21 protein-coding genes and 1 pseudogene are annotated in these 23083 nt (G+C 65.8%); 7 read left to right on the top strand and 15 right to left on the bottom strand.

The annotated features are described in order from the left end of the window. Positions 1-40: 40 nt before the first annotated feature. From katG to FFS10_RS07080, 3 genes are all read right to left on the bottom strand, one after another. Positions 41-2236, bottom strand: coding sequence for a catalase/peroxidase HPI (gene katG / locus FFS10_RS07090; RefSeq protein WP_137892999.1), 2196 nt, complete (start codon positions 2234-2236; stop codon positions 41-43). A 264-nt stretch (positions 2237-2500) separates the two neighbouring features. Then, positions 2501-3340 carry a DUF3750 domain-containing protein gene (locus FFS10_RS07085; RefSeq protein WP_137892997.1) on the bottom strand — a complete coding sequence of 280 codons (840 nt, stop codon included), beginning with the start codon at positions 3338-3340 and terminating at the stop codon, positions 2501-2503. A 104-nt stretch (positions 3341-3444) separates the two neighbouring features. Continuing rightward, positions 3445-4038 carry a DUF4172 domain-containing protein gene (locus FFS10_RS07080; RefSeq protein WP_171016029.1) on the bottom strand — a complete coding sequence of 198 codons (594 nt, stop codon included), beginning with the start codon at positions 4036-4038 and terminating at the stop codon, positions 3445-3447. A 121-nt stretch (positions 4039-4159) separates the two neighbouring features. Between FFS10_RS07080 and FFS10_RS07075 the strand changes: the two genes are divergently transcribed. The 4 genes from FFS10_RS07075 (at position 4160) to FFS10_RS07060 (ending at position 7847) form a co-directional block, all read left to right on the top strand. Continuing rightward, entirely contained in the window at positions 4160-4849 is a 690-nt protein-coding gene (locus FFS10_RS07075; RefSeq protein ID WP_137892993.1) for a substrate-binding domain-containing protein, read from the top strand. Between the two features lie 87 nt (positions 4850-4936). Then, positions 4937-5650 (top strand): PDZ domain-containing protein, encoded by a 714-nt coding sequence (locus FFS10_RS23405; RefSeq protein ID WP_137892992.1) that lies wholly within the window; start codon positions 4937-4939, stop codon positions 5648-5650. A gap of 35 nt (positions 5651-5685) precedes the next feature. Next, positions 5686-6342 (top strand): hypothetical protein, encoded by a 657-nt coding sequence (locus tag FFS10_RS07065; protein WP_137892989.1) that lies wholly within the window; start codon positions 5686-5688, stop codon positions 6340-6342. A gap of 125 nt (positions 6343-6467) precedes the next feature. After that, complete coding sequence (locus tag FFS10_RS07060) at positions 6468-7847, top strand: FAD-containing oxidoreductase (RefSeq protein ID WP_137892987.1); 1380 nt, start codon at positions 6468-6470, stop codon at positions 7845-7847. A 21-nt stretch (positions 7848-7868) separates the two neighbouring features. Here FFS10_RS07060 and FFS10_RS07055 read toward each other — a convergent pair whose 3' ends face one another. The 5 genes from FFS10_RS07055 to FFS10_RS07035 all read right to left on the bottom strand — a co-directional run bounded on the left by FFS10_RS07055 (position 7869) and on the right by FFS10_RS07035 (position 13880). Next, the gene (locus tag FFS10_RS07055) at positions 7869-8750 is read right to left on the bottom strand and encodes a Bug family tripartite tricarboxylate transporter substrate binding protein (protein ID WP_171016028.1); all 882 of its coding nucleotides are present in this window, start codon (positions 8748-8750) and stop codon (positions 7869-7871) included. Positions 8751-8895: 145 nt separating this feature from the next. Beyond that, positions 8896-9888 (bottom strand): Bug family tripartite tricarboxylate transporter substrate binding protein, encoded by a 993-nt coding sequence (locus FFS10_RS07050; RefSeq protein ID WP_171016027.1) that lies wholly within the window; start codon positions 9886-9888, stop codon positions 8896-8898. 47 nt (positions 9889-9935) lie between these two features. Further along, positions 9936-11546 carry a sulfatase family protein gene (locus FFS10_RS07045; protein ID WP_137892981.1) on the bottom strand — a complete coding sequence of 537 codons (1611 nt, stop codon included), beginning with the start codon at positions 11544-11546 and terminating at the stop codon, positions 9936-9938. A gap of 14 nt (positions 11547-11560) precedes the next feature. Next, on the bottom strand, positions 11561-12343 hold the full coding sequence (locus FFS10_RS07040; protein WP_137892979.1) for an SDR family NAD(P)-dependent oxidoreductase: 783 nt from the start codon (positions 12341-12343) through the stop codon (positions 11561-11563). Positions 12344-12377: 34 nt separating this feature from the next. Beyond that, positions 12378-13880, bottom strand: a complete 1503-nt coding sequence (locus tag FFS10_RS07035; RefSeq protein WP_137892977.1) for an aldehyde dehydrogenase — start codon at positions 13878-13880, stop codon at positions 12378-12380. Between the two features lie 274 nt (positions 13881-14154). On the opposite strand from FFS10_RS07035, the pseudogene FFS10_RS23840 reads away from it, so the two are divergent. After that, positions 14155-14440 (top strand): annotated as a pseudogene (locus FFS10_RS23840) (IS5/IS1182 family transposase); the annotation flags it as partial. Between the two features lie 163 nt (positions 14441-14603). Here FFS10_RS23840 and FFS10_RS07025 read toward each other — a convergent pair. The 5 genes from FFS10_RS07025 to FFS10_RS07005 form a co-directional block, all read right to left on the bottom strand. Then, complete coding sequence (locus FFS10_RS07025; RefSeq protein ID WP_349654580.1) at positions 14604-15020, bottom strand: Dabb family protein; 417 nt, start codon at positions 15018-15020, stop codon at positions 14604-14606. A gap of 106 nt (positions 15021-15126) precedes the next feature. Next, on the bottom strand, positions 15127-16008 hold the full coding sequence (locus FFS10_RS07020; RefSeq protein ID WP_249931194.1) for an NAD(P)-dependent oxidoreductase: 882 nt from the start codon (positions 16006-16008) through the stop codon (positions 15127-15129). 7 nt (positions 16009-16015) lie between these two features. Beyond that, positions 16016-17077, bottom strand: a complete 1062-nt coding sequence (locus tag FFS10_RS07015; protein ID WP_137892975.1) for a maleylacetate reductase — start codon at positions 17075-17077, stop codon at positions 16016-16018. A gap of 4 nt (positions 17078-17081) precedes the next feature. Beyond that, entirely contained in the window at positions 17082-18155 is a 1074-nt protein-coding gene (locus tag FFS10_RS07010; RefSeq protein ID WP_137892973.1) for a ketopantoate reductase family protein, read from the bottom strand. Beyond that, positions 18152-19060: a dioxygenase gene (locus FFS10_RS07005; RefSeq protein ID WP_137892971.1), complete on the bottom strand. Its 909-nt coding sequence runs from the start codon at positions 19058-19060 to the stop codon at positions 18152-18154. Before FFS10_RS07005 ends, FFS10_RS07010 begins: the two co-directional genes overlap by 4 nt. A 92-nt stretch (positions 19061-19152) precedes the next feature. Here FFS10_RS07005 and FFS10_RS07000 point away from each other — a divergent pair, with 92 nt between their 5' ends. Further along, positions 19153-20067, top strand: a complete 915-nt coding sequence (locus FFS10_RS07000; RefSeq protein WP_137892969.1) for a LysR family transcriptional regulator — start codon at positions 19153-19155, stop codon at positions 20065-20067. A 25-nt stretch (positions 20068-20092) separates the two neighbouring features. On the opposite strand, the gene FFS10_RS06995 is transcribed toward FFS10_RS07000, so the two are convergent. Both FFS10_RS06995 and FFS10_RS06990 read right to left on the bottom strand, forming a co-directional pair. Further along, complete coding sequence (locus FFS10_RS06995) at positions 20093-20380, bottom strand: YciI family protein (protein ID WP_137892967.1); 288 nt, start codon at positions 20378-20380, stop codon at positions 20093-20095. Positions 20381-20485: 105 nt separating this feature from the next. Beyond that, on the bottom strand, positions 20486-21355 hold the full coding sequence (locus tag FFS10_RS06990) for an intradiol ring-cleavage dioxygenase (RefSeq protein ID WP_137892965.1): 870 nt from the start codon (positions 21353-21355) through the stop codon (positions 20486-20488). A 1047-nt stretch (positions 21356-22402) separates the two neighbouring features. On the opposite strand from FFS10_RS06990, the gene FFS10_RS06985 reads away from it, so the two are divergent. Further along, on the top strand, positions 22403-23083 hold the full coding sequence (locus FFS10_RS06985) for an SRPBCC family protein (RefSeq protein WP_137892963.1): 681 nt from the start codon (positions 22403-22405) through the stop codon (positions 23081-23083).

Here is a 23083-nt window from a genome sequence, read left to right as displayed (position 1 = left end):
GGCTGCGCCCTACAGACCGCTCAAGCGCCGCCCCTCGACATCACGCAAGCTCGTAGCGATCGAGGTTCATCACCTTGTTCCAGGCCGCGACGAAGTCCTTCGCGAACTTCTCCTTGGCATCGTCGCAGGCATAGACTTCGGCAAGCGCCCGGAGCTCGGAGTTGGAGCCGAACACGAGATCGACCCGCGTGCCGGTCCACTTGACTTGACCGGTCGCACGGTCGCGCCCCTCGTACACGCCTTCGGCCGTGGGGGAAGGCTTCCACTCCGTGTTCATGTCGAGCAGGTTGACGAAGAAATCGTTCGTCAGGGCACCGGGCTGCTGCGTGAGGACGCCGTGCGGCGACTGCCCGAAGTTCGCATTCAGGGCACGCATGCCGCCAAGCAGCGCCGTCATTTCGGGGGCGGTGAGGGTCAGCAACTGGGCGCGGTCCAGCAAGAGCTCTTCGGCTGGCGCTTTCTGGCCCTCGCGCAGGTAGTTGCGGAAGCCGTCCGCGACAGGCTCCAATACGGCAAACGATTCCACATCGGTCTGCAGCTGCAAGGCGTCCGTGCGTCCAGGCGAGAAGGGCACCTCGAGGTCGTGGCCCGCCTTCCGCGCGGCCTCCTCGACCGCGGCGCAGCCGCCGAGCACGATGAGGTCGGCCAGCGAGACCTTCTTGCCGCCGGACTGCGCGTCGTTGAACGCCTTCTGGATGGCTTCCAGCTGCTGCAGGACCTGGGCCAGTTCGGCCGGCTGGTTCGCTGCCCAGTCCTTCTGCGGCGCGAGGCGTATGCGCGCCCCGTTGGCGCCGCCACGCTTGTCGGAGCCGCGGAAGGTGGCCGCCGACGCCCAGGCCGTCGTCACCAACTGGGAGGCGGACAGGCCCGAAGAGAGGAGCTTGGCCTTCAGCGCCGCGATGTCCTGATCGCCGACCAGCTCATGGTCCACGGCCGGCACGGGGTCTTGCCAGATCAGCTCTTCCGCCGGAACCTCGGGACCGAGGTAGCGTGCGCGCGGGCCCATGTCGCGGTGGGTCAGCTTGAACCAGGCCCGGGCGAATGCGTCGGCGAACGCCTGCGGGTCCTTGTGGAAGCGGCGCGCGATCGGCTCGTAGAGGGGGTCCAGGCGCAGCGACATGTCCGCCGTCGTCATCATCGGGCGGTGCTTCTTCGACGGGTCGTGGGCGTCCGGGATCATGTGTTCTTCGCGCACGTCCTTGGCCAGCCACTGCCAGGCACCGGCGGGGCTCTTGACCAGCTCCCACTCATGGCCGAACAGCGTGTCGAAGTAGCCCATGTCCCAGGTGGTGGGGTTGGGCTTCCAGGCCCCGTCTATGCCGCTGGTCGTGCTGTGCACCCCTTTTCCGCTGCCGAGGCGGTTCTTCCAGCCCAGCCCCATTTCCTCGAGGGGAGCGCCTTCGGGCGCGGGGCCGACCAGCGCCGGATCGCCTGCGCCATGGGCCTTGCCGAAGGTGTGTCCGCCGGCCACCAGCGCCACGGTCTCTTCGTCGTTCATGGCCATGCGGGCGAAGGTTTCGCGAACGTCACGGCCCGAGGCCAGCGGATCGGGGTTGCCGTTGGGGCCCTGCGGGTTCACATAGATCAGGCCCATCTGCACGGCGGCCAGGGGGTTCTCCAGCTCGCGGTCGCCGCTGTAGCGCTGGTCGCCCAGCCATTCGGCTTCGGAACCCCAGTAGATGTCCTCTTCGGGCTCCCAGATGTCTGCGCGTCCGCCGCCAAAGCCGAAGGTCTTGAAGCCCATCGATTCCAGCGCGCAGTTGCCGGCCAGGATCATCAGGTCGGCCCAGGAGATCCTGTTCCCATACTTCTTCTTGACGGGCCAGAGCAGGCGGCGCGCCTTGTCGAGGTTGCCGTTGTCGGGCCAGCTGTTGATGGGCGCAAAACGCTGGTTGCCGGTGCCGGCGCCGCCGCGCCCGTCCGAAATGCGGTAGGTCCCGGCGCTGTGCCAGGCCATGCGGATGAACAGCGGGCCGTAATGCCCCCAGTCGGCAGGCCACCAGTCCTGCGAGTCCGTCATCAGCGCGTAGAGGTCCTTTTTCAGCGCCGCCAGATCGAGCTTCTTGAATGCCTCGGCGTAGTCGAACTGCCCGCCCATGGGGTTGGACTTCGCGGAATGCTGGTGCAGGATCTTGAGGTTGAGCTGGTTAGGCCACCAGTCCCGGTTCGATTGAACGCCGGTGGTCGTTCGCGCACCGTGCGTGGCGGCAAACGGGCATTTCGCTTCGCTGGACATGGCTGTCTCCTTCCTATTGAGTGACTTACCGACTAAAGGTTAACTCCCGGGCAGCTATCTTCCCAATTTCTTCTATTGATCGGCTCTATAGGCACACTCATTCACGTCTGGATCGCCCAACGAACGAGCGGCAAGGCCATGGCCCCACCGTACTTGCAGAGGCCGGCGTCTGCAGCATCGTCTTCGGGGGCGCGCCGGCCTGTGCTTTCCTCGGGAGGCAGCCTGCAGCGCTGCCGGGCGCCGCCTGGCCGCCTCGCCAAGCCCTCAGCGCTCTTCCTGCGCGACGGCCATGGCCGGCCCTGGGCTCGGGCGTGGCGGCCCGGCTTCGGCCATGCTGCCCGTGGCCCTGGCATCGTCCCAGCCCAGCCGCCCCAGGAACGGCAGGCGCAAGGCCGGGCGGTTCAGGTCCAGGCCGAAGTTCAGGCCGAGCAGGTTGAACTCGACCCCCTCCTGCAGCCCCAGGCTGATGCCGAAGAGCCCCAGCAGCGAGGCCTGTATGCCGGCGCCCGTGGGCGAAATGCCCAGGGGCGAGGTCAGCGGGCGGTAGTCCTTGCCTATGGCATTGGCCGGCAGGTCCAGCTTCAGCGCGGGCACCTCGCGCCCGATGTGGGCCAGGAAGGTGTTGCTGTTCGGCCCCGGGTAGCTGCGGTACTCGCTCGCATGGGGGTAGCTGTCTATGGCCGCCTCGATGGCGGCAATCATGGCCTCGACACCCTCGCCGCGGTGCTCCACCAGCAGGCTGGGACTGGCGCCGAACCAGAGTCCGTCGGGGATGGCGTAGTTGCGCTGGACCACGTCGGGGGCGCGCCAGCCGACCACGTCGTAGCGGGTGTACGCGGTCTCGCCGGCGCGCTTGTAGATGATCCAGGGATGGACGGCAAAGACGCCGCGCCAGCCGTAGGTCGGCGCCGCGTAGACCTGGACCAGGGCGACGCCGGCCAGCTGCGCCGGGTCGGGCGCGATGCCTGCGGAATGCTTGGGTGCGGTCTGCCAGCTGCGCGCTTCGGCGCTGCCGTTGGTCACCGGGGCCTGGGCCAGGCTGAGACCCAGGCCCAGGCCGAATACGGCCAGCAGGGTGATGGTGATGGACTTGCCGAGTTTCATGATGGATAACAGGAGCCGCAAGCAAGGGGATTGGTTCCTTGACCGACTGTAAACGCCTTGCAAAGGCGGCGCTCTGCGCCCGGATGGGAGTGAGCCTATGCGCCTCAATCCGCCCCCGCGTGCCCCCATTCCTGCACATTGACCTGATACCGGCTGGCCTTGCCACTGCCCTGCACGCGCAACAAGCCATGCTGCAGCAGCGCCGCCAGGTCCCGCGTGGCCGTGGCCTTGGAAGCGCCGGTGATCTTGACGTATTTCTCGGCGCTCAGTCCACCCAGAAAACCGCCGTCGCCCGCGTCCAGCAGCTTCTTGACGACCTTGCGTTGCCGTTCGTTGAGCGGCGTTGCAGCATGGGCCGCCCAGAAGCGCTGCTTTTGCAGCGCCGACAGCATGATCCGCGTGGTGCGCACGCCGGCCTGGGCCAGCGCGTCGGCAAACCAGCGGACCCAGGCCGTGACATCGGGCGTGCCCTTTTGCGCCTGGTTCAAGGCCTCGTAATAGTCGCTGCGCGAGGCCAACAGCTGGTCGGACAGGCTGTACAGGCGGGTGGGCGTCCCCAGGTCCTGCGCCAGCGCCAGCGCCTCGCCCTGACGTTTGCGCGCTTGCTGCAGGACGCCCGACAGGGCCGCCGCGTCGACCTGCAGGAGCGGCCAGCCGGGCTGTTGCCAGAGGTAGACGGGACGGGCATGGGCCTTCATGAGTCGTATTTCCAGCGATACGGCTCGCTCGCGTGCCATGCAGGGAAAACCGCTGCGTTCTAATACCGGTTTCCCGCCCCACGGCCGGGCGCATGTTCCAAACCACACGACGGAGGGCCCCATGGCATCCCCAATCCGAATCATTTCCTCGATGGCAACCAAGCAGGTGCTGGCCGACCTCGTGGCCCAGTATCAGCAGGGCTCGGGACAGCTGGTATCCGTGGAGTCGGTCGGCGGGGTCGACGCCGCCAAGCGCGTGCAGGCCGGCGAGGCCTTCGACGCGGTGATCCTGGCGTCCAACGCGATCGAGCAGCTGACCGAGGCGGGCCGGGTGGTGGCCGGCAGCCGGGTCGACCTGGTGCGCTCGGGCGTGGCGATCGCGGTGCGCGCCGGCGCGCCGCGGCCCGACATAGCCTCCGAGGAGGCGGTCAGGCAGGCCGTACTGGCCGCGCCCAGCCTCAGCTACTCCACCGGGCCCAGCGGGGTGGCGCTGGCCAAGCTGTTCGAGCGCTGGGGCATCGCCGAGCAGATCAGGGACCGCATCGTGCAGGCGCCGCCCGGCGTGCCCGTGGGCTCGCTGGTGGCCAAGGGCGAGGTGGCGCTGGGCTTCCAGCAGCTGAGCGAGCTGATGCACCTGGAGGGCATAGCCGTGCTGGGCCCGCTGCCGCCCGAGATCCAGATCATCACCGCCTTCTCGGCCGGCCTGGCCGCGACCTCGACCCAGCCCGAGGCGGTGCGCGCCATGCTGGCCTTCATGGCCTCGCCCGCCGCCGACGAACCCAAGCGCCGCAACGGCATGGAGCCGGCCTGAAGCCGCACGCGGCTTGACGCAGGTCAAGCGGCCCTGCCGGGGGCACCCCGCATAATCCCCGCCAAACCAAGGCAGGAGGAGATGGGCATGCCGCGATCAGCCGTTCGTTCCAGGGGGCCACAGGCGCTGTGGCTGGCCGCGCTGTCCCTGCTGCTGCCGGGCTGCGCCTCCATCGTCTCGGGCCAGACCCAGGTGGTCTCGGTGCAGACGCCGGGCTGCGAGGCGGCGCGCTGCGAGCTCTCGAACGACAAGGGCAAGTGGCTCGTGTCCAGCACGCCGGGCACGGTCACCCTCAACCGCTCCTACAACAACCTGCAGGTGCTGTGCAGCAAGGACGGTGTGGAGGCGGAGCCGGCCAGCTTCGCCTCCACCACCAAGGGCATGGCCTTCGGCAACATCCTGTTCGGCGGGGTGATAGGCGCGGGGGTCGACATCCACAACGGCGCGGCCTACGACTACCCCCAGCTGCTCTCGGTGCCCATGCGCTGCGAGCCGGGCGCGCTGCGCGAGGCCGCCGCGGCGGCACGCCCGCCGCGGCTGGGCCTGCAGGTGGGTCGGGCGCAGCCGGGGCAGGAAGGCGTGGCCGTGCTGCAGGTGGAGGCGGGCTCGCCGGCCGAGCGCGCCGGCCTGCAGGCCGGCGACCTGATCCTGCGCGTCAACGGCGAGGCCGTGGCGGACCCGGACAGCCTGGCGCTGCACATCACGCGTCTGCGCGAGGCGCCGGCGCTGGAGCTGCTGGTGCGCAGCGCCGGCGGCGAGCAGCTGCGCCGCATCGAACAGACCGCGCAGCGCGCCCTGTGAATCCAAACCACCACTGAAGAAGAAGGAGAAGACCCATGGCAACTTTCCAAACGAACCTCAGCCGCCTCGGCGCCCTGGCGGCCCTGGCCCTGGCCGCCCTGCTGGCGGGCTGCGCCCAGACCGCCACCTACAACGCGGCCTATGTCAACAAGCCGGGCTTCCAGGAGACCGAGCGCCTGGCCGGCCGCGTGCTGGTCTACACCGAGAAGGCCGACGACGAGACCCCCTATGTCGGCGCGCCGACCAGCTTCACCGGCAGCGCCACCAAGCTCACGATCCCGCTGGGCCTGATCGCGCGCGAAATCGCCGCCACGGTGTTCGGCGAGCTGTTCCGCGACGGCGCCGTCAAGTCGGCCTCGCTGGATGGCGCGGCCCAGTACCGCGTGGTGGTGCAGCCCAAGGTGCGCCAGTTCAGCTACGAGTACAACCAGGCCAAGAACCTGGGCTTCGCGATCACGCCCACGGTGATCCTGACGCTCGATGTCTCGGTGCTCGACGGCGCCGGCAAGCCGCTGCGCCGGCGCAGCTACGAATCGGGCACGGTGGAGATGCCGGCCTACATGATCTCGGGCTCGCCGGGCGAGGAGATCGGCAAGGCCACGCACAAGGCCCTGAGCGATCTCATGCTGCGCGCCGCCCAGGACCTGCGCGAGACGCTGCGCCAGCCCGGCGCGCCGGGCCTGGCGCTGTAACACCGCGCAAACGTTCGGCCGGCGCGCTGCATGACGAGGTGCTGGCCCTGCTGGCGTCGTAGTCAATCGACAAGGCGGCCGGGCGCCGCCATGATGGCGGGTCCATGCCCGGATAAGGAGACGCCATGTCCCTGGAGCATTTCGACGCCATCGTGATCGGCGCCGGCCAGGCCGGCCCGGCCCTGGCCGCACGCTGCAGCAAGGAGGGCCTGCGCACCGCCATCGTCGAGCGCGGCCCCCTCGGCGGCACCTGCGTCAACAACGGCTGCATACCGACCAAGACCCTGGTGGCCAGCGCGCGCGCCGTGCACCTGGCGCGCCGCGGCGCGGAGTTCGGCTTTTCCGCCGGTCCGGTGCACGTCGAGATGGCGCGCGTGAAGGCACGCAAGGAGCAGATCGTGCAGCAGTCGCGCGACGGCCTGGCCAAGTGGCTGGGCGGGCTGGCCCAGGGCGAGCTGATCCGCGGCGAGGCGCGCTTCGTCGCGCCGCAAACGATCGCGGTCGGCGAGCGCCGCCTCACGGCGCCGCGCATCTTCCTCAACCTGGGCGGGCGGCCGCTGCGGCCCGCGCTGCAGGGCCTGGACAGCGTGCCAACGCTGGACAACGCCTCGGTCATGGAGCTCGAGCAGGTACCCGAGCACCTGGTGATCGTGGGCGGCAGCTACATCGGCCTTGAGTTCGCGCAGATCATGCGGCGCCTGGGCGCCGAGGTCACGGTGGTCGAGCGCTCGCCCCAATTGCTGCCGCGCGAGGACGAGGACGTGGCCGAGGGCATACGCGCCATCCTGGAGGCCGAGGGCGTGCGCCTGCAGCTGGGCGCCGACTGCCTCTCGCTGGCGCCCCAGGGCGCTCAGATCGCGGTCGGCACCCTGTGCGGCGACGCCGCCTCGGCCGTGGTCGGCAGCCATGTGCTGCTGGCCGTGGGCCGGCAGCCCAACACCGACGGCCTGGGCCTGGAGCTGGCCGGCGTCGAGACCGACGAGCGCGGCTACATCCGGGTCGACGAGCAATGCCGCAGCAGCGCCGAGGGCGTCTGGGCCCTGGGCGACTGCAACGGCCGCGGCGCCTTCACGCACACGGCCTGGAACGATTACGAGATCGTCGCCGCCAACCTGTTCGACGCCGACCCGCGCCGCCTGTCCGACCGCATCCCCTGCTACGCGCTGTTCATCGATCCGGCACTGGGCCGGGTGGGCCTGTCCGAGCGCGAGCTGCGCGCCAGCGGCCGCCCGGCCCTGATGGCCAAGATGCCGATGCAGCGCGTGGGCCGCGCGCGCGAGGCCGGCGAGACCCAGGGCTTCATGAAGGTGCTGGTCGACGCCGGCAACCAGCGCATCCTGGGCGCCGCCATCCTGGGCATGAACGGCGACGAGGTGGTGCACAGCCTGCTCGACGTGATGGCCGCGGACCGGCCCTACACCGCGATCTCGCGCGCGGTCCACATCCATCCCACGGTGACCGAGCTGGTGCCGACGCTGCTGCAGCAGCTCAAGCCGCTGGACTGAAGCCGGGGCGCTCAGCCGCGCTTACTCGGGCTTGAGGCCGGTCTCACGAATGAGTCGTTCCATCTTCGCGTCTTCGCGGCGCAGCTTCTGGGCCAATAAGTCGGGCGTGCTGCCAGCGCTGGGTGCCACCCCGAGCGCCTTCATGCCCTGGATCACCTCCGGCTCGGCGAGCACTGCCGCAATCTCGCGGTGAAGGCGTGCGGTCACTGGAGCGGGCGTGCCACCGGGTGCGAACAGGGCGAACCAGAACTCGCTCTCATATCCCGGAGCCTGCTCGGCGATGGGCGGGATGCCGGGATGCTCAGTCAGGCGCTTGGCCCCGGACACGCCCAGTGCCACCAGCTTGCCGCTCTTGATGTGCGGCTCGGCCGTGCTCATGGCGATGAACATGCTGTCGGCATGACCGCCCAGCACATCGGAGAACGCTTGCGGCCCGCCCTTGTAGGGCACATGGGCCAGACGCAAGCCCAGTTGCTGCTCGAGCGTCGCCATGAACAGATGATGCGGAGAGCCGGCGCCTGCCGAGGCATATGTCACCTTGCCCGGCTCGGCACGCACCTTGGCCAGGTACTCGGCCAGCGTCTTGACGCGCAGCGAAGGGTGGGCGACGAGCACCATGGGCGATGAACCCAGCTCGATCACCGGCGCCAGGTCCTTGAAAGGCTGCAAGCTCACACCGCGCAGCAAGCGCGGGGCCACCGTCAGGTAGGAGTCGGCCACGATCACCAGGGTATGGCCGTCCGCCGGCGCCCTGGCCGCGAGGCTGACGCCCAACGTGCCCCCTGCACCAGGTTTCGAATCGATGACCACGGGCTGGCCCAGCCGCGGCCCGAGTCGTTGCGCGATCAGGCGTGCAACGCCATCCATGGCGCCGCCCGGGACCGTGGGCGAAATCAGTGTCACGGGCCTGGCTGGAAAGTCCGCGGCAAGAAGCGTCGGTGCAAAGGCACCCAAACCGGTAGCCGCGAGGGCGGCAACAAGCCATTGGCACAATCTCATATGAATGTCCTCGAATGCGTTGGGATCAAGTGGAGGGGGGAAGCGCGCATCACTTCTCGAGCGCGATGTCGAGATCTTTCGCGGTTTCCGCCATCCAGGCGACATCGTCCGCGATCAGCTTCCGAAAGTCCTGGGGCGACTTGCTCGTGACGGTCAGGATACCCATGGGCGCCAGAAGCTCGCGCACCGAAGGCTTGGTGGCCGCAGCGGTGAGTTCCTCGTACAGGCGCTGCACGATGGGCGCCGGTGTGTCGGCATGAACGGCATAGCCGCCCCAGAAGGTCAGCGGAGGTACGTTGACGCCGGCCTCCGAGAGGGTGGGAACGTCGGGCATCTCCCTCATGCGCAGACGGTCAAGAACCGCGAGCACACGAACCTGTCCTTTTGGGGCAAACGTGTGCGCGAACGTCGCGGCCGTCAGCGTGAAGTCCACCTCGCCCCCGATCAGGCCTTTGACCATCTCCGGACCGGACTTGTAAGGCACGTTCTGCGCCTGGAAGCCCGCGGACCGTTCGATCTGAACGGCCTTCAGATGCTCGGTGCTGCCGGGGCCAAGGGACGAGTAGTTCAGCTTGCGGGGGTTGGCACGGGCGTAGGCCACCAGTTCGCCTAGCGTCTTGAAGCGCGAATTTCCCGGCACCAACAGGACCATGGGAATGCTGGAGGTCTGCGTGACCGGAATCAGCTGGCGGTTGATGTCGAACCGCCTGTGGACCGCCTGCACCGACGCCACGCTGTTGTAGAGGTAGATGAGCGTGTGCCCATCGGCTGGCGCCTGCAGGACGGTCTGCAGGCCTATCGTGAAGAGCCCGCCCGGCTTGTTCTCGACGATCACCGGCTGCTTGAGCGACCGCTCCAGCTCCAGCGTCAGCGGTCGGGTGCTCGCATCGGCGGCGCCACCGGCGGCCACCGGAAGAACGAACCTGATCGGCCCCCTGGGAAAAGCGGGACCCTGCGCGAGTGCGGGCAGCGCAAGGCAGGCGCCGAACGCGCTGGCGCTCTGCAAGAAGGTCCGGCGCCGGATGGTACGAAGTGCTGTCATGCTTATCTCCTCGAAACTCTTGGGTGTCATGACCGATAGACGGGCGCTCAGGCCCGCCCCAACGGAAACGGTGAGCGGTCATCGGCCATCATCAGCTCGCGAGCCAGCAGCTCGAACATGTGAGCCCGTTCGCTGGCGTGGCGAGGGTCGTCGATCAAATTGACCAACTCGTTCGGGTCGCTGCGCAGGTCATACAGCTCGGACCAGCCGGGCTGGTCATAGAGCGTCAGGCGGTGCGTGGCGGTCACCACCGTGCGTACACGCACGGGCACCGTCAGACCGAATGTCGGCGCGTGGCCGTCCTCCTCGATCAACACCGCATCCCGTCCGGCCGCCTCGTGACCCGCAAGCAGCGGCAGCAGATTGCGCCCCTGCATGCCATGAAACGACGCCAATTGCGCGCGAGCAAGAATGGTTGCCGGGATATCGACCGTTCCCGCGAGCGCGTGGGTCGACTGTCCCGCTGCAGTCAGGGCAGCCCCCGGTGGCTCAGCCCAGATGAACGGCACTCGAATGAGGCTCTGGTAATGCAGGGCCGATTTCAGCAGCAGCCCATGGTCGCCCATGAAATCGCCATGGTCGCTGGTGAAGATGACGACGGTGTTGCGGTCGAGACCCAGCGCCGCCAGCTTGGCCATCAGCCGACCGACGACATCGTCGATCATGCTGATCATGCCGTAGGTCAGCGCCAGCGCCTCCTTGGCCTCGCGCTCCGTGGCGGCAAAGCCGACGGTGGAGTTGATGCGGCCGCGCCCTTGCGCGCGTTCCCGGTGCAGCGCGGCCACGGGGGCAAAGGAGCTATCGGCGCTCTGGTAGAACGATGCCGGAAGGACCATGTCCTTGGGGTCGTACATGTCCCAGTACTTGCCAGGCGGCGTAAAGGGGTGGTGCGGATCAGCGAACGAACAGTGAAGGAAGAAGGGTTGCTTGCGCCGCGCGGCCGACTCCAGGAAATCATCGGCTCGGTCGCCGACCCAGGCGCTGGGATACTGGTGCTCCGGGACGCGGGTCCGGTAGGCCTGAGGGGCGGTGTAGCGATCGTCGGGAATGGCATTTTTCGGCCCGCGCAGTCGGTCTATGTCACCCGCCACCTCGTGCAACCATCGCGCGTAGTCGCCCTCCACCATGTCTGCGTGCATGGTGCAGAGATCGACATGGTCGAAGCCATAGTACGGCGTCTGCACCCGGTGCGCAGGATCGTCGCGCCACTTGCGCAACAGCTCCATGTCGTAGCCGCCTTCGCTCCAGCGGTTCTTGACGGCGTCCGCATGCGCTTCCACCGGCGGCGTCAGGCCCGCCGGCACCGGGTCGGGCGGCGCCTCGGGAGGCATGTCCGTCATGTTCTGCAGGTGGCACTTGCCCACCAGGCCGGTGTAATAGCCGGCGTCGCGCAGCAGGTCCACGAAGGTCGTGGCATTGCGCGCCAAAGGAATGCCGTTGCACCGGGTGCCATGCAGCGATGGCATGCGCCCGGTCATGAGAGAGGCGCGGTTGGCCATGCACACGCCGGTGGCAACGTAGAAGCGGTCAAAGCGACGGCCCCGGTTGGCCAACGAATCGATGTGCGGCGTTCGGATCTGCGCATTGCCGTAGCAGCCCAGATGATCCGCACGCTGCTGGTCGGTCGTGATGAAGAGGAAATTCGGTTTCGAGGTCATGGATGCAATCCGTCTCAGCGATGCAGGAGGCCACCGGTCACGTGCAGCGTCTGGCCCGTGATCCAGCGGCTGTCCTCGCTCATCAGGAAGGACACAACGCCCACCATGTCGCCCGTGCTTGCCACGCGCTGGAGAGCCTGCGACTTCAGGATGCCGGTGAGCTGTGCTTCGGTGAAGGTTTCGCGCGGCACCTCGGTCGTCGTGAAGCCCGGTGAGAGCGTGTTGACGCGGATGTTGTCAGCACCCAGCTCGCGGGCCATGGCGTGCGTCATGCCGTAAACGGCGGCCTTGCTGACCACGTAGTGCAGGTAGCCCGGCTTTCCCATCCACACTGCGTCCGAGCCGATGTTGACCACGCTGGCCCCGCCCGCCGCGCGCAGCCTAGGCAGCAGCGCCGTGACCAGCATCCAAGGCCCGCGGACATTCACCGCCATCACCTGGTCCCATTGGGCCGTATCGATCTCCCAGAACGGCATGAGCTTGAGCGAGGAGAAGATGGCTGCGTTGTTCACGAGTCCGTCGATGCGCTCATGCTGCTCAGAGAGCTCGTCAGCAAAGCGCTTGACATCCTCGGCGCGCGCCACGTCCAGGGCCCAGCCCTGCACGTTCAGCGAGGCCTCCCGGAGCTCCGCTGCGGCCTCCCGCACGGCCTTCTCGTTGATGTCGACCATCAACACCTGCGCCCCCTCCTCGGCCAGGCGGCGTGAATACGCCTTGCCAATGCCCTGTCCGGCCCCGGTGACGACGACGACCTTGCCCTTGAGCCTCTGCGGCGTCGGCTCTTGCACGTTGTTCATGGCAGTAGTTCCTGATGCTGTTTTCATACCTGATTCAGACCATGCGGAAGGGGTCGCGCGTGGCCCCTGTCAGCTCCACCCACACCGACTTGGTTTCGGTGAAGTCCAGCACCGATTCGATCCCGTTCTCGCGGCCGAGGCCGCTTGCACCGAAGCCTCCGAACGGCACACTGGGCGAGACGGCGCGGTAGGAGTTGATCCACACGGTGCCCGCGTGCATGCGATCCGCCACGCGATGGGCGCGCTGGATGTTGAGTGTCCATACCGAACCCGCCAGGCCATACTCGGTGTCGTTGGCCATGGCGATGGCTTGTTCTTCCGTGTCGAAGGGGCTCACGCACAGCACCGGCCCGAAGATCTCCTCGCGCCACACGCGCATGGCGGGTGTCACGTCGGTCAGGATGGTGGGCTTGACGAACCAGCCGCTGCCAATGTCCGCGACCCCGCCCACCAGCATCCTCGCGCCCTCAAGCTCGGCACTGCGCAGGTACTCGCTGACCCGCTGAAACTGGGGGAGGTTCGAAATCGGCCCCATCTCGGTGGCTTCATCCTGGGGATCTCCAAGGCGAATCGTTCTCGCGCGCTCCGCAATGCGGGCCACCAGCTCGTCGGCGATGCTGCGATGGACGATGAGTCGCGAGCCGGCCATGCAGGTCTGACCGCAGGCGGCGAAGATACCCGCAATCACGCCATTGGCCGCAGCGGTCACATCGGCATCCTCGAAGACGATCTGCGGTGACTTTCCGCCCAGCTCCAGAACCACGCCATTGAGCTTGCCCGCCGCGGCCTGGGCCACGGCACGGCCGGTGGCGGTGGAACCGGTGAAGACGACCTTGTTGACATCGGGATGGCCGGCCAGGTGGGCCCCCAGAGAGCGGTCGAGGCCGGTGACGACGTTGAACACCCCCGGCGGAAATCCCGCCTCCTCGACCAGGCGCGCAAAGGCCAGCGTCGAGGCCGGGGCGTGCTCGGAGGGCTTGATCACGAAGGTGCAGCCCGCGGCCAGTGCAGGGGCCAGCTTGAACGCCATCAACATGAGCGGCGCGTTCCAGGGCGTGATTGCCGCGACCACCCCGGCTGGCTCGCGCTTGGTGTAGACGAAGAAATTGCTCTTGTCGGTGGGTATGGTGCGCCCCTCGAGCTTGTCAGCGAGGCCCGCGTAGTAGTTGAACCACTCGGGCAGGTAGCGCAGTTGGAAGATCATCTCCCGGTACAGCTTGCCCGAGTCGCGCACCTCCAGGCGGGCGAGCGCTTCCGCATTCCGGTCGATCAGTTCACCCAGGCGGCGCATCAGCTTGGCGCGCTGAAAACCGCTGAGCTTGCCCCAAGATCCTTGCAGGGCACGGCGCGCGGCAGACACCGCCCGATCCACGTCTTCCGTGCTGCCATCGGCCACGGTCGCCCAGGTCTCACCGGTGTACGGGTCAACCGTTCCAAAGGTCCGTCCCGATGCTGCATCCACGGTCTGGCCGTCGATGAATAGCTGAAACGACTCCAAATCGGCCGTCCGCTCTTGCGTTGCTTGCGCCTCGTTCATCCATTGTCTCCGCTGGGGTTGCCGCCAATCCTTCTTGTTTGGCGGTGCGTTGAAGTGTAGGAAGACAGGAATAAAAAAACGACTGAAAAATACTCCTAGAGATATAACCTCAGGAAATACCCGTCGAGAACGGTCGGAGCTCGCCGAAGATCAGGACAGTGGGGGACGGCGACAGGACAGCGACCACGTCGCGCAACAGCCTGCCGCGGAGGGCCTCGGGCTGCTTTGGCTCGTACCGTGCGGCGGTCTCACTGCGAGGCCAGGTCGGGCATGCATTGGCACGCCCAGCTCGACCAAGAATACCGACAAGGCGCTCGACCCAGAGGCGCACCAGATCTGCCCGCAAGGGTCAGCAATGGTATTTCTGCCACCGTGAACGACAAACATCCGCTGCTGACTTCCTGCATGGCGCCGAGCACCGCGTGTACGGCGACTCGGCCTATGCCAGCCAGACGGGTCTGAACGAGGGCAAGGCCCTTAAACAAGCCCGAGACTTCACGAACCAGCGTACCCGGCGAGGCGGCATCGTCGACGAGGCCTCCCGCGCCAAGAACCGCAACTAGTCACGGGTTCAGGCCAGGGTCGAGCATCTGCTCGGCGGGCCGGAAGCGGCTTATGGAACAGATACGCCCGTGAGCGCGGCATGCAGGCCGAACGACCTGCCAGTTTTTCTGCCGTCCGATCGACCCGGATACTGATAGACGGAAAACCGCGAACGCACACCTATGGCACGAAATAGTCCACTTGGTGTCGTGCTATGCGCAGACTTCCAACCTCCTCTCGAACCCGCAAGTGGGCGGGGTGACGTGCATAGCTCTGCAGCGACTCCTGGCTGTCGAATTCGGTGTAGAGAACCACATCGCAAGCATAGTCCACGAGGCTGACATCGACACCCAACTCGAGATGCAGCAGCCCTGGGATCTGACCTCGAAGGGACTCGAACCGCTGCCGGACGAACTGGATCGCTTCGCCTTTCTCCTTGGGGGTGTCCCCGCGAACATCCCACATGACAATGTGCTTGACAGGCATATCTATCTTCCCAATCAGGGGCTGAATTGCTGCGCCACTCGCCGCTGATGCAACGCCATCCGCCGTGCCGAACGCAGCTGATTCACCACATCTTCCCAGTTGGACGTGCATCCTTAATGGAGTCCTTGAAGCGATTGACCCGATTCGGTCGAGCTTGACGACGCCCAGCTCCAGCGCCTCGTAGGCGGCGGGGAGAATGGCTTCAGGATCGTGTGTCTTACGTTCGATCGATCGGCAGTCCGGCGGCCTGCTCGGCAAGCTTGATCACAGCGGCGTAGTCCTCTGCGCCAAAGCCAGCCTCGTCGGCGGCGGACTGCTGCGCAGCCACTTGGGATGTCAGTGGCAGCGGCGCGCCGAGCTGGGTGCCGGCCTCCATGATGAGATGCAGATCCTTGCGCATTTGCTCCACAGTGAATGTGGGCGAGAAGTCGCGATCGACGAGCTGCCTGCCCTTCGCCTTCACGATCGGTGAGGCGACGGCGCTTTCGGAGATCACCGCCCAGAGGTCGGACCATTCGAGGCCGCCCTTTCGACCCAACGTCAGCGCTTCAGAAAGCGCTGCGGTCGTATGGGCGATCATCAGGTTGATGACAAGCTTCATGAGTCTCGCTTGCTCGGCATCGCCCAGATAGAACTGCCGGGGACCCCAGCACGCTAGCAGCGGAAGCAGCGCAGCGTAGAGCTCACGCGGCCCGGAAGCCATCACGGTCAACTGCGCCGCCTCGGCCATCGATGCGTTGCCCGACACGGTGGCACGCAGGTGCGGCACCCCTGCCTCGGCCACGCGCTCGGCGGCCGAGGCCGACGCGGCGACCGACACGGTGCTGGTGTCGATCCACGAACAACGGCCACGGCTGCGTGCTGCGATCTGGTCCGCCACCGCGAGCAGCACCGCGTCGTTCGACAACGAGGACACGATCACCTCCGCGTCGGCCGCTGCAGCTTCGAATGACTCGGCCACCTCCAGGCCGGCTTGCCGAGCCCGTTGCTGAGCCGCCGGCCCTGGATCGAAGGCGGCCACAGCATGCCCTGCCGAGCGCAAGTGCGTCGCCATGGGCAGGCCCATCTTTCCAACTCCCACGAATGCGATCTTCATCATGGTTCTCCTACGCAGTGATTGGTACGCCGTCGAACGCACGCTGCAACAATTCCAACACGTCCGAACGCTGAAATGCGCGCGGGTTCCAGTACGGATCCTGGCAGGCCAGATCCGCGGCACGCGGCAGGTCTTCCGCCTTCATCCCGATGTCCTTCAACGCAAGTGGGGCGCCGCACCGCCTGGCGAGATCCTGCAAGCCAGCGCCAGCACGGCTCGAGCCGATGGCCGACGCGATGCGCGCGGCGGCATCCGAGGCGACGACCTCGTTGTAGCCGATCGCATGCGGCAGCATGACGGTATGCAGTTCGGCATGCGGCAGGTTAAAGGTTCCGCCCAGCGTGTGGCACAGCTTGTGGTGCAGCGCCATGCCGACGCTTCCCAGAACGCTGCCACACAACCACGCGCCGTACAAGGCACTCGCCCGTGCCTCCCGATCCGCGCCGTTCGTGGCCAGCACGGGCAGGGACCGGGCCAGCGCACGCAAGCCCTCCTCGGCCATCAGGCTGCACACGGGGTTGCGGTCCCTGGCGTACAGACCCTCGGCGGCATGCGCCATGGCATTCATGCCACTGGCGACGCTGATGGCCGCCGGAAGCGTCAGCGTGAGGTCGGGGTCGTAGATCACGGTACGGGGCAGGACGCGCACGTCGCGCCCGGTCTTTTTCAATCCATCCGTCGTGATGCCGTAGATGGGCGTGACCTCGCTGCCCGCGTACGTCGTCGGCACCGCAATGATGCGGATGTCGGCGACCAGTGCCATTGCCTTGGCGAGTCCGATGGTGGATCCGCCGCCGACCGCAATGCAGACATCCGCCCTGTGCCGGCGGGCTTCGCCGAGCGCGCGCTCGACGCACTCCGCTGGCACATGCATCACAGCTCCCGCAAAGATGCCGACCGCGAGCGGCCCCAGCAAATCGGTGACCTGCTTGGCGAGTCGCTGCTGCTCAGGCGTGCACAACAGCAGCGCCCGAGTCGCGGACAGGCGCCGGACTTCCTCCGGCAATTTGCCGAGCGCGCCGGTGCCGAACACAATCCGCGACGGCAGAATTTCATGCGTAAACTCGTTCATCCCTTTACTCCCGGTCATGGGCACAAGTGCCCGCGGCCTCGCCGTCATCAGGCCCTAGGTTCGCCAGAAGAAGATCGATGTTGGACGGGGCGGCCAGCAGCTCGCCCTGTTCGATCCTGTGTGCAACCTCCACGACTCGCGCATTGACCGGGGCCGCGTGGCCGAGCCGCGCCAGATGGGTCACGACGTAGCCGTTTACCTCATTGATCTCCCCACGACGACCCTTGCGCCAGTCCTGCAAGGTCGTTGTGAGGGTGTTGTCCTGCATGAACGTGCGAAGCACCTCCTCGAAGAGATCATCGACGAACTTCTCCGGCCGCGACGGATCCACCGAGTCGACACCGAAGATTGGGACCAGCTGACTTCCGCTGCCAATGGCCGCACGGATCGCCTCGTAGCCCGCTCTACGCATGAAGTCGAGCATGCCGGGCACACGCGCGGCTTCTCGCAACGGCAAGTCCAATATAGCTGAGGGGACGAGCTCCGCGGCATTCACCACCAGCTTCATCCACTTAGACGATCGGATGTCTTCACTGATCGTTACCGTTCCGCTGTGCCCAAGAATTTCCGCGATCTCACCCGCGCGTCGCTGCGCGGACGGAACCAGACCACCGACCGCGAACCAAGAGGTGTCGTGGTCGTTCTGGCGATTGGTGATCCCCGGGTCGAACATATTCGACGCGATCTCGATCACGGCGCCGATCGTGCGCTCGATACCCACGACGCTGGCGATGTCGTCGATCGACATGCCGTTTTGCACCCCCACCACGAATCCATCCTTCTTTAGGTACGGCTCGATGAGCTGGCACGACCATTTTGTGTCGTAGGCCTTGACGACGAGCAGCACGACATCGAACTTCTCGCGCAGCTCAGCCACCTGGCACAGATGCAGGGCACGCGGCCGCGCGTGGATGGACCGCGAGGGAAGATTGACCGTGATACCGTTCCTGCGCATGGCCTCCACATGGTCGGGCCACTGCTCGATGAACGTAACGTCGAGCCCGGCGAGGATCAAGTCCGCGCCGATGGATGCGCCCTGCGCACCGGTTCCCAGGATTGCGATTTTCGGGTGTTTCAACTGGATTTCTCCTGTGAAGTGGACGGAAACGGAAGAGGGGGTGAGGCCCGCGCGGCGGGCGCGCGAACCAGCACGAAGTCCCGATCCAGCGTGTAGAAGGGTTGCGTCATCCGCGATCCGTCCGGCGCAACTCCCGGGGCATGCAGCGTCCAGTCCGCGATCTCATGGCTTCGCAGGCTGAAGGACGCATCACTCGACAGGTGCTCGCAGTCACTTCGGAACACGCGGCTGTCGAGTGGAACGTAGCCCTGCGCCCAGATCTGCAAGTGAAGGTGGGCCGCCCGCCACGCGTGGCGGTTCAGCGCGCGCAGCATCCGTGCAACCGGCCCGTCCGCGGGGAACGCAAACGGCTTCGGGGGGGGGACACAAAATCCGAAACGCCCATGCGCGTCGCAACGAACAATCCCGAGCGGCATCACATTCGGTGTCGCGACACCTACCAACCCACGGGCATCGACTGGCAGGATGACCAACTCGGCGCCGGGAATCCGCTCGCCCTCTGCGCCTTTGACCGTGCCACTCACGAAGCACTTTGTGTCTTCGAGGTCGCACAGCTCAACCCACTGCCGCGCCTCATTGATGGGGAGCGTGTCGCGCACGCCGGCTGTCGGCACGCCGCTGCTGCCATTCAACAGGTGGACCAGACTCGAAACGCCGAGCGCATCTGAGAACAGCCGGAACTCGGAGCGCGACGCATCGGAGTGGCGGCCGACCTCTTCAAGGAATAGCAGCGTGGCATCCCATTCGGCGGTCGTGACCTTGGCTTGCCGCACGAAGGCGTGGAGGTGCTGCACCAGTGCCAGCATCAGTTCCCGAAGCCGTGCATCGGTGCAGCCCGCGTTTCGAACGATCACTTCGCCAGTGATGCTGTCCTCGTTAATGTCAAGCATCTTTGTTTCGACCATGTATCATCTCCCCATGGTAAGGAGCTGCATTTCCAAAATAAAGGCTAGGCAGCGGGAACATCGGTTGCATTGGACGGAACAATAGCGTCGCCATGGATCGCTGGACTGAGATCGAGCTCTTCCTCAACATCGTCGAGAAGCGCGGGCTCTCCAAAGCCGGCGAGGCGATGGACATGTCCAAAGCCGCGGTCTCGCGTCATCTCGCCTCTCTCGAGGCTAGGTTGGGCGCCCGGTTGATCGAGCGCAACTCTCGAAATCTGCATGTGACCGAGGCAGGCCAGCAGTTCTTCGAGCGGTGCAAACTCCTGCACAACGAACTGCAGGAAGTAGAGAAGGCGGTGAACAGCGTCACCCTGCAGCCGAAGGGCAAATTGACAATCACGTCCTCGCTCAGTTTCGCGATGCTCCACCTCGGGCCGCTGCTTCCGAAGTATCACGAACTGTACCCGGATGTGGTCGTGAACATCGTCGCCGCAAATCGCTATGTGGACCTCATCGAGAGCGGCATCGACCTTGCAATCCGCACCAGGGAATTCGAGCCGGATTCGAGCATCACGATCCGCAAGCTCGCAACAACACGCCGTGTTCTCGCCGCATCCCCCCAATACCTGGCCAGGCGTGGCACGCCGAGAACCCTGGAAGATCTGCATGAGCACTCGATGCTGCAGTACTCGCTGTCGAACCGGCCCGACGAACTGCACTTTCGTCGCGATGGAATGGAACGGGTGATTCGCCTCCCCTGGACAATGGTGTCAAACGATGGACAGATCATTCGTGCCGCGGCGCTTGCGGGCCATGGCATCCTGGTCCAGCCGCGCTACATCATCTACGACGATCTCGTGGCCGGTCGACTTCTGCCTCTGCTTGATGAATTCAGCCTGCCCGACCTGACGATCAACATCGCCTACCCAAGCCAAAAGTACCTGTCGGCGAAATGCAGGACGTTCATGGACTTCCTGCTGGATCACTTCCGAAAGATGGATTACGAGAAAAAGTGGATGGCGTGAACGCGTCGGACTCTCTGGTCGCGACTCATCCCACCCGCTTGATGTACGCCGTGATGATGGCCGGCTGCCAGACACCAGCTTTGAAGAATGGGTCGTTCCGATGGAAGGATTCAGCGGCGGCACGGTCAGGAACGTCGACCAGAAACATGGACCCTTTCATGGTTTGTCCGTCGTCTTCGACGAGCGGGCCGGACATGACGGTCTTGATACCCGCGCCTTCCATCTGCGCGAGATAGGCCTTGTGGGCGTCATAGTGGGCCAGACGCGTGGCAAGGGCGCCCGGCTTGTCGAAGGCATGAATGACGAACAGCATTTCGAATACTCCTAAAGGGACTTGGAAAATACGCCGCTCAGCGACGTGAACGATTCGTCCGAGGCTTGTCGCAGGTTCCTGCCTGCGGCGGCTCGCCGCCGACCGTCAGGAAGGCGAGCGCTTCAACCTGAAGTCGTAAGCCAGCAGCTTCCAGCTGCTCGGCGCTGGCGTGCCGTCCGGATAGGTGGACTGCGTGCACTCCTCGAGGCCTACGACCAGGCTGTCTTTCACACCGAAGACCGCATCACTCTCCAGCCAGGGATCCCCGCTGAAAAAGACATGCGTGACCAGCGCCTCGTGGCCGGGGGCGCTGACATGGAAATGCACATGCGCGGGGCGCATGGGATGCCGGCCGGTGGCTTTGAGCAAGTCGCCAACAGGGCCATCGTGCGGTATCGGGTAGCTCGCCGGCACCAGTGACCTGAAGGAGAAGCACCCTTTCGCATCGGTGCGGAAGCGCCCCCGCATGGATGGAGCGCCACCGAGCTCCGGCTTCTGGGCGTCGTAAAAACCGTCACGGTCGGCATGCCAGACATCGATGGTGGCCCCGGCAAGGGGCTGGCCGTCAACGCCGCGGACCGTCCCGGCCATGTACAGCCGCTCCCCTGTCGCCGCCGGCGCCAGATCCGCGCCATTTGGCATCAGCCTGTGTTCACCCAGATAGAAGGGGCCGAGTACCGTAGTCTCAGTGGCGCCTTCGGGCATCCGGTGGTTGATCGCATCGGCCAACATCGAAACGCCGAGAACATCTGAGAGCAGGATGAATTCCTGGCGCCGGTCCGTGCATGTCTGACCCGTGCGGGTCAGGAACTCGATGGCCACCATCCACTCGTCCTGACTGAGGGCGGTCTCCTTCACGAAGGCGTGCAGGTGACGCGTGAGCGCCTGGATCAACTGTTTCAGCCGTGGGGACTCACAGCCGTCAAACCGTTGAACCACGCATTCGGTGAGGTTGTGCTCGTTGAAGCTAGGCATCGTGTCTCCGCGTTGTCTTAGAGGGGTGTCTGGCGGTGAAGCCGGCGCTGGAATAGTAGCCAGCAAAGTCCGCGAAAATAAGCCCGAGGGCCGAAAACCAGCGTTTCTGCCACCGAAACTTCCCCCCTGAAAATCAGTGCTTGACGTTCCATATTTTCTCAAGCAGATTTGAGCAACAGCCTGGCGGGCTCCCCCATGGCTTGCCCGTCTTCCAGACAGAAGATGCGGCCCAAAGCAGCTCTTGCACGAGGATGACGCATGCATCTGTGATGGCCAAGCTCCCCTGCAAAGAATCGTACAGCAGCTTCAGGGTGCCTGACTGTGACTTACCGCGGAGCCAACGAGACAGAGCCGTCTTCGCAAGTGCACCGGCCCTCGGTTGTAGCCTTCGCATCAGTCGCGCCTACTGCCGAGATCGTTCGAACGCGGATCCACGCCGCTGCAAGCGACCGCGGCGTCTGCATTGCGGTAAATGGTATGCGAGCGAAGAGCGCGGCCCGCAAGGCGCCGCCTTGCGGGGCCTGAAACACACAAGCGCTGCGACCTCGGAACACGCCGGACAGTTTCTCCTTCTGGAACGTAGATTCTCGCGCGAAGCCCTGTTGCGAGCACTGGTCGCTCAGGTATGCTTTGCACCGGTCGCCGCCACAACGCATTCACAACGGCGCCTGGAAGGAGACATCCATGAAGAGATCTACATTGCTTGCTTGCCGCGGCCTTCGTCGGCTCGGCGCCGGCCGCGATCGCCCGCCGGGACACCATCGAGGCCGGGGTCACATGTACGCGAACAGTCGGTTCCGGCCAAGCGCGTGTTCATCGACATCGTCATCGCGGTCGCCTCCAATGCCCAGTCCTTGAGCGTTCCGCCCGAATCGCGCAACCGTCCCAGTTACCAATCGCAAGGCAGTAAGGGCGTCGGACGCCTGCAACAGACAGCGAGCCAGGCACATCCCGCGCAATTGGCCGTTCCGCGCTCGTGGTTCACGGGGGCAACTGCGGCCCAGATCAGTCACTCAGGCGGCGACGCCCCGCCATTGGAAGAAACCCATGAAACTCGACAACACCTTCGTGGTCCCCGCGGACATCGACACCGCGTGGCGGGCACTGCTGGACCTTGAGGCCGTCGCGCCCTGCATGCCCGGCGCCACCCTGACCGGCTTCGACGGAGACTCGTTCACTGCCGACATGAAAGTGAAACTCGGCCCCGTTCTGATGACGTACGCTGGCGAGGGCGCGTTCGTGCGCAAGGACGATGCCACGTACACCGTGGTCATCGAAGCGAAGGGCAAGGAAAAGCAGGGCGCCGGCGGTGCCAAAGCCTTGGTCACCGTGCAGCTGCTCCCGAGCGGCCCGGCCTCAACCACCGCCACCCTCGAGACCGACCTCACCATCACGGGAAAGGCTGCGCAGTTCGGCCGCGGCCTGATGGTCGACGTCTCCAAGCACTTGGTCGCGCAGTTCGCCGCCAACCTGGAGAAAGTCATCGTCGCGCGCAATGCTGCAGCCTCGCCAGCCGCGCAAGGATCGGCAGCGGCGACGGTGGCGATGCCGGAGCTGGCAATGGCCGCTGTCGCGGCGCCCAGGCCCGGTGCGGCACCAGCGCAGCCATCCAGCAACGAGCCGCTTGATCTTGCGACCATCGCCCTGAGTCCCGTGCTCAAGCGCGTGGGATTCATGTCGGCGGCCGTCGCTGTCCTCGCGGTAGCGGTCTGGTGGTTCACTCGCTGA

Source organism: Ramlibacter sp. 2FC, assembly GCF_005503345.1.
Taxonomy (GTDB): Bacteria; Pseudomonadota; Gammaproteobacteria; order Burkholderiales; family Burkholderiaceae_C; genus SCMQ01.
This window is presented reverse-complemented; position numbering and strand designations above follow the sequence as displayed.

Bases quoted from the DNA above. Each gene is read 5' to 3' on its own strand.
- FFS10_RS07040 (WP_137892979.1), bottom strand. From the start codon at position 12,343: ATGAACAACGTGCAAGAGCCGACGCCGCAGAGGCTCAAGGGCAAGGTC.
- FFS10_RS07085 (WP_137892997.1), bottom strand. From the start codon at position 3,340: ATGAAACTCGGCAAGTCCATCACCATCACCCTGCTGGCCGTATTCGGC.
- FFS10_RS07045 (WP_137892981.1), bottom strand. From the start codon at position 11,546: ATGACCTCGAAACCGAATTTCCTCTTCATCACGACCGACCAGCAGCGT.
- FFS10_RS06990 (WP_137892965.1), bottom strand. From the start codon at position 21,355: ATGCCTAGCTTCAACGAGCACAACCTCACCGAATGCGTGGTTCAACGG.
- katG (WP_137892999.1), bottom strand. From the start codon at position 2,236: ATGTCCAGCGAAGCGAAATGCCCGTTTGCCGCCACGCACGGTGCGCGA.
- FFS10_RS07075 (WP_137892993.1), top strand. From the start codon at position 4,160: ATGGCATCCCCAATCCGAATCATTTCCTCGATGGCAACCAAGCAGGTG.
- FFS10_RS07035 (WP_137892977.1), bottom strand. From the start codon at position 13,880: ATGAACGAGGCGCAAGCAACGCAAGAGCGGACGGCCGATTTGGAGTCG.
- FFS10_RS06985 (WP_137892963.1), top strand. From the start codon at position 22,403: ATGAAACTCGACAACACCTTCGTGGTCCCCGCGGACATCGACACCGCG.
- FFS10_RS07060 (WP_137892987.1), top strand. From the start codon at position 6,468: ATGTCCCTGGAGCATTTCGACGCCATCGTGATCGGCGCCGGCCAGGCC.
- FFS10_RS07065 (WP_137892989.1), top strand. From the start codon at position 5,686: ATGGCAACTTTCCAAACGAACCTCAGCCGCCTCGGCGCCCTGGCGGCC.
- FFS10_RS07025 (WP_349654580.1), bottom strand. From the start codon at position 15,020: ATGCACGTCCAACTGGGAAGATGTGGTGAATCAGCTGCGTTCGGCACG.
- FFS10_RS07020 (WP_249931194.1), bottom strand. From the start codon at position 16,008: ATGATGAAGATCGCATTCGTGGGAGTTGGAAAGATGGGCCTGCCCATG.
- FFS10_RS07015 (WP_137892975.1), bottom strand. From the start codon at position 17,077: ATGAACGAGTTTACGCATGAAATTCTGCCGTCGCGGATTGTGTTCGGC.
- FFS10_RS23405 (WP_137892992.1), top strand. From the start codon at position 4,937: ATGCCGCGATCAGCCGTTCGTTCCAGGGGGCCACAGGCGCTGTGGCTG.
- FFS10_RS07080 (WP_171016029.1), bottom strand. From the start codon at position 4,038: ATGAAGGCCCATGCCCGTCCCGTCTACCTCTGGCAACAGCCCGGCTGG.
- FFS10_RS07005 (WP_137892971.1), bottom strand. From the start codon at position 19,060: ATGGTCGAAACAAAGATGCTTGACATTAACGAGGACAGCATCACTGGC.
- FFS10_RS06995 (WP_137892967.1), bottom strand. From the start codon at position 20,380: ATGCTGTTCGTCATTCATGCCTTCGACAAGCCGGGCGCCCTTGCCACG.
- FFS10_RS07050 (WP_171016027.1), bottom strand. From the start codon at position 9,888: ATGACAGCACTTCGTACCATCCGGCGCCGGACCTTCTTGCAGAGCGCC.
- FFS10_RS07000 (WP_137892969.1), top strand. From the start codon at position 19,153: ATGGATCGCTGGACTGAGATCGAGCTCTTCCTCAACATCGTCGAGAAG.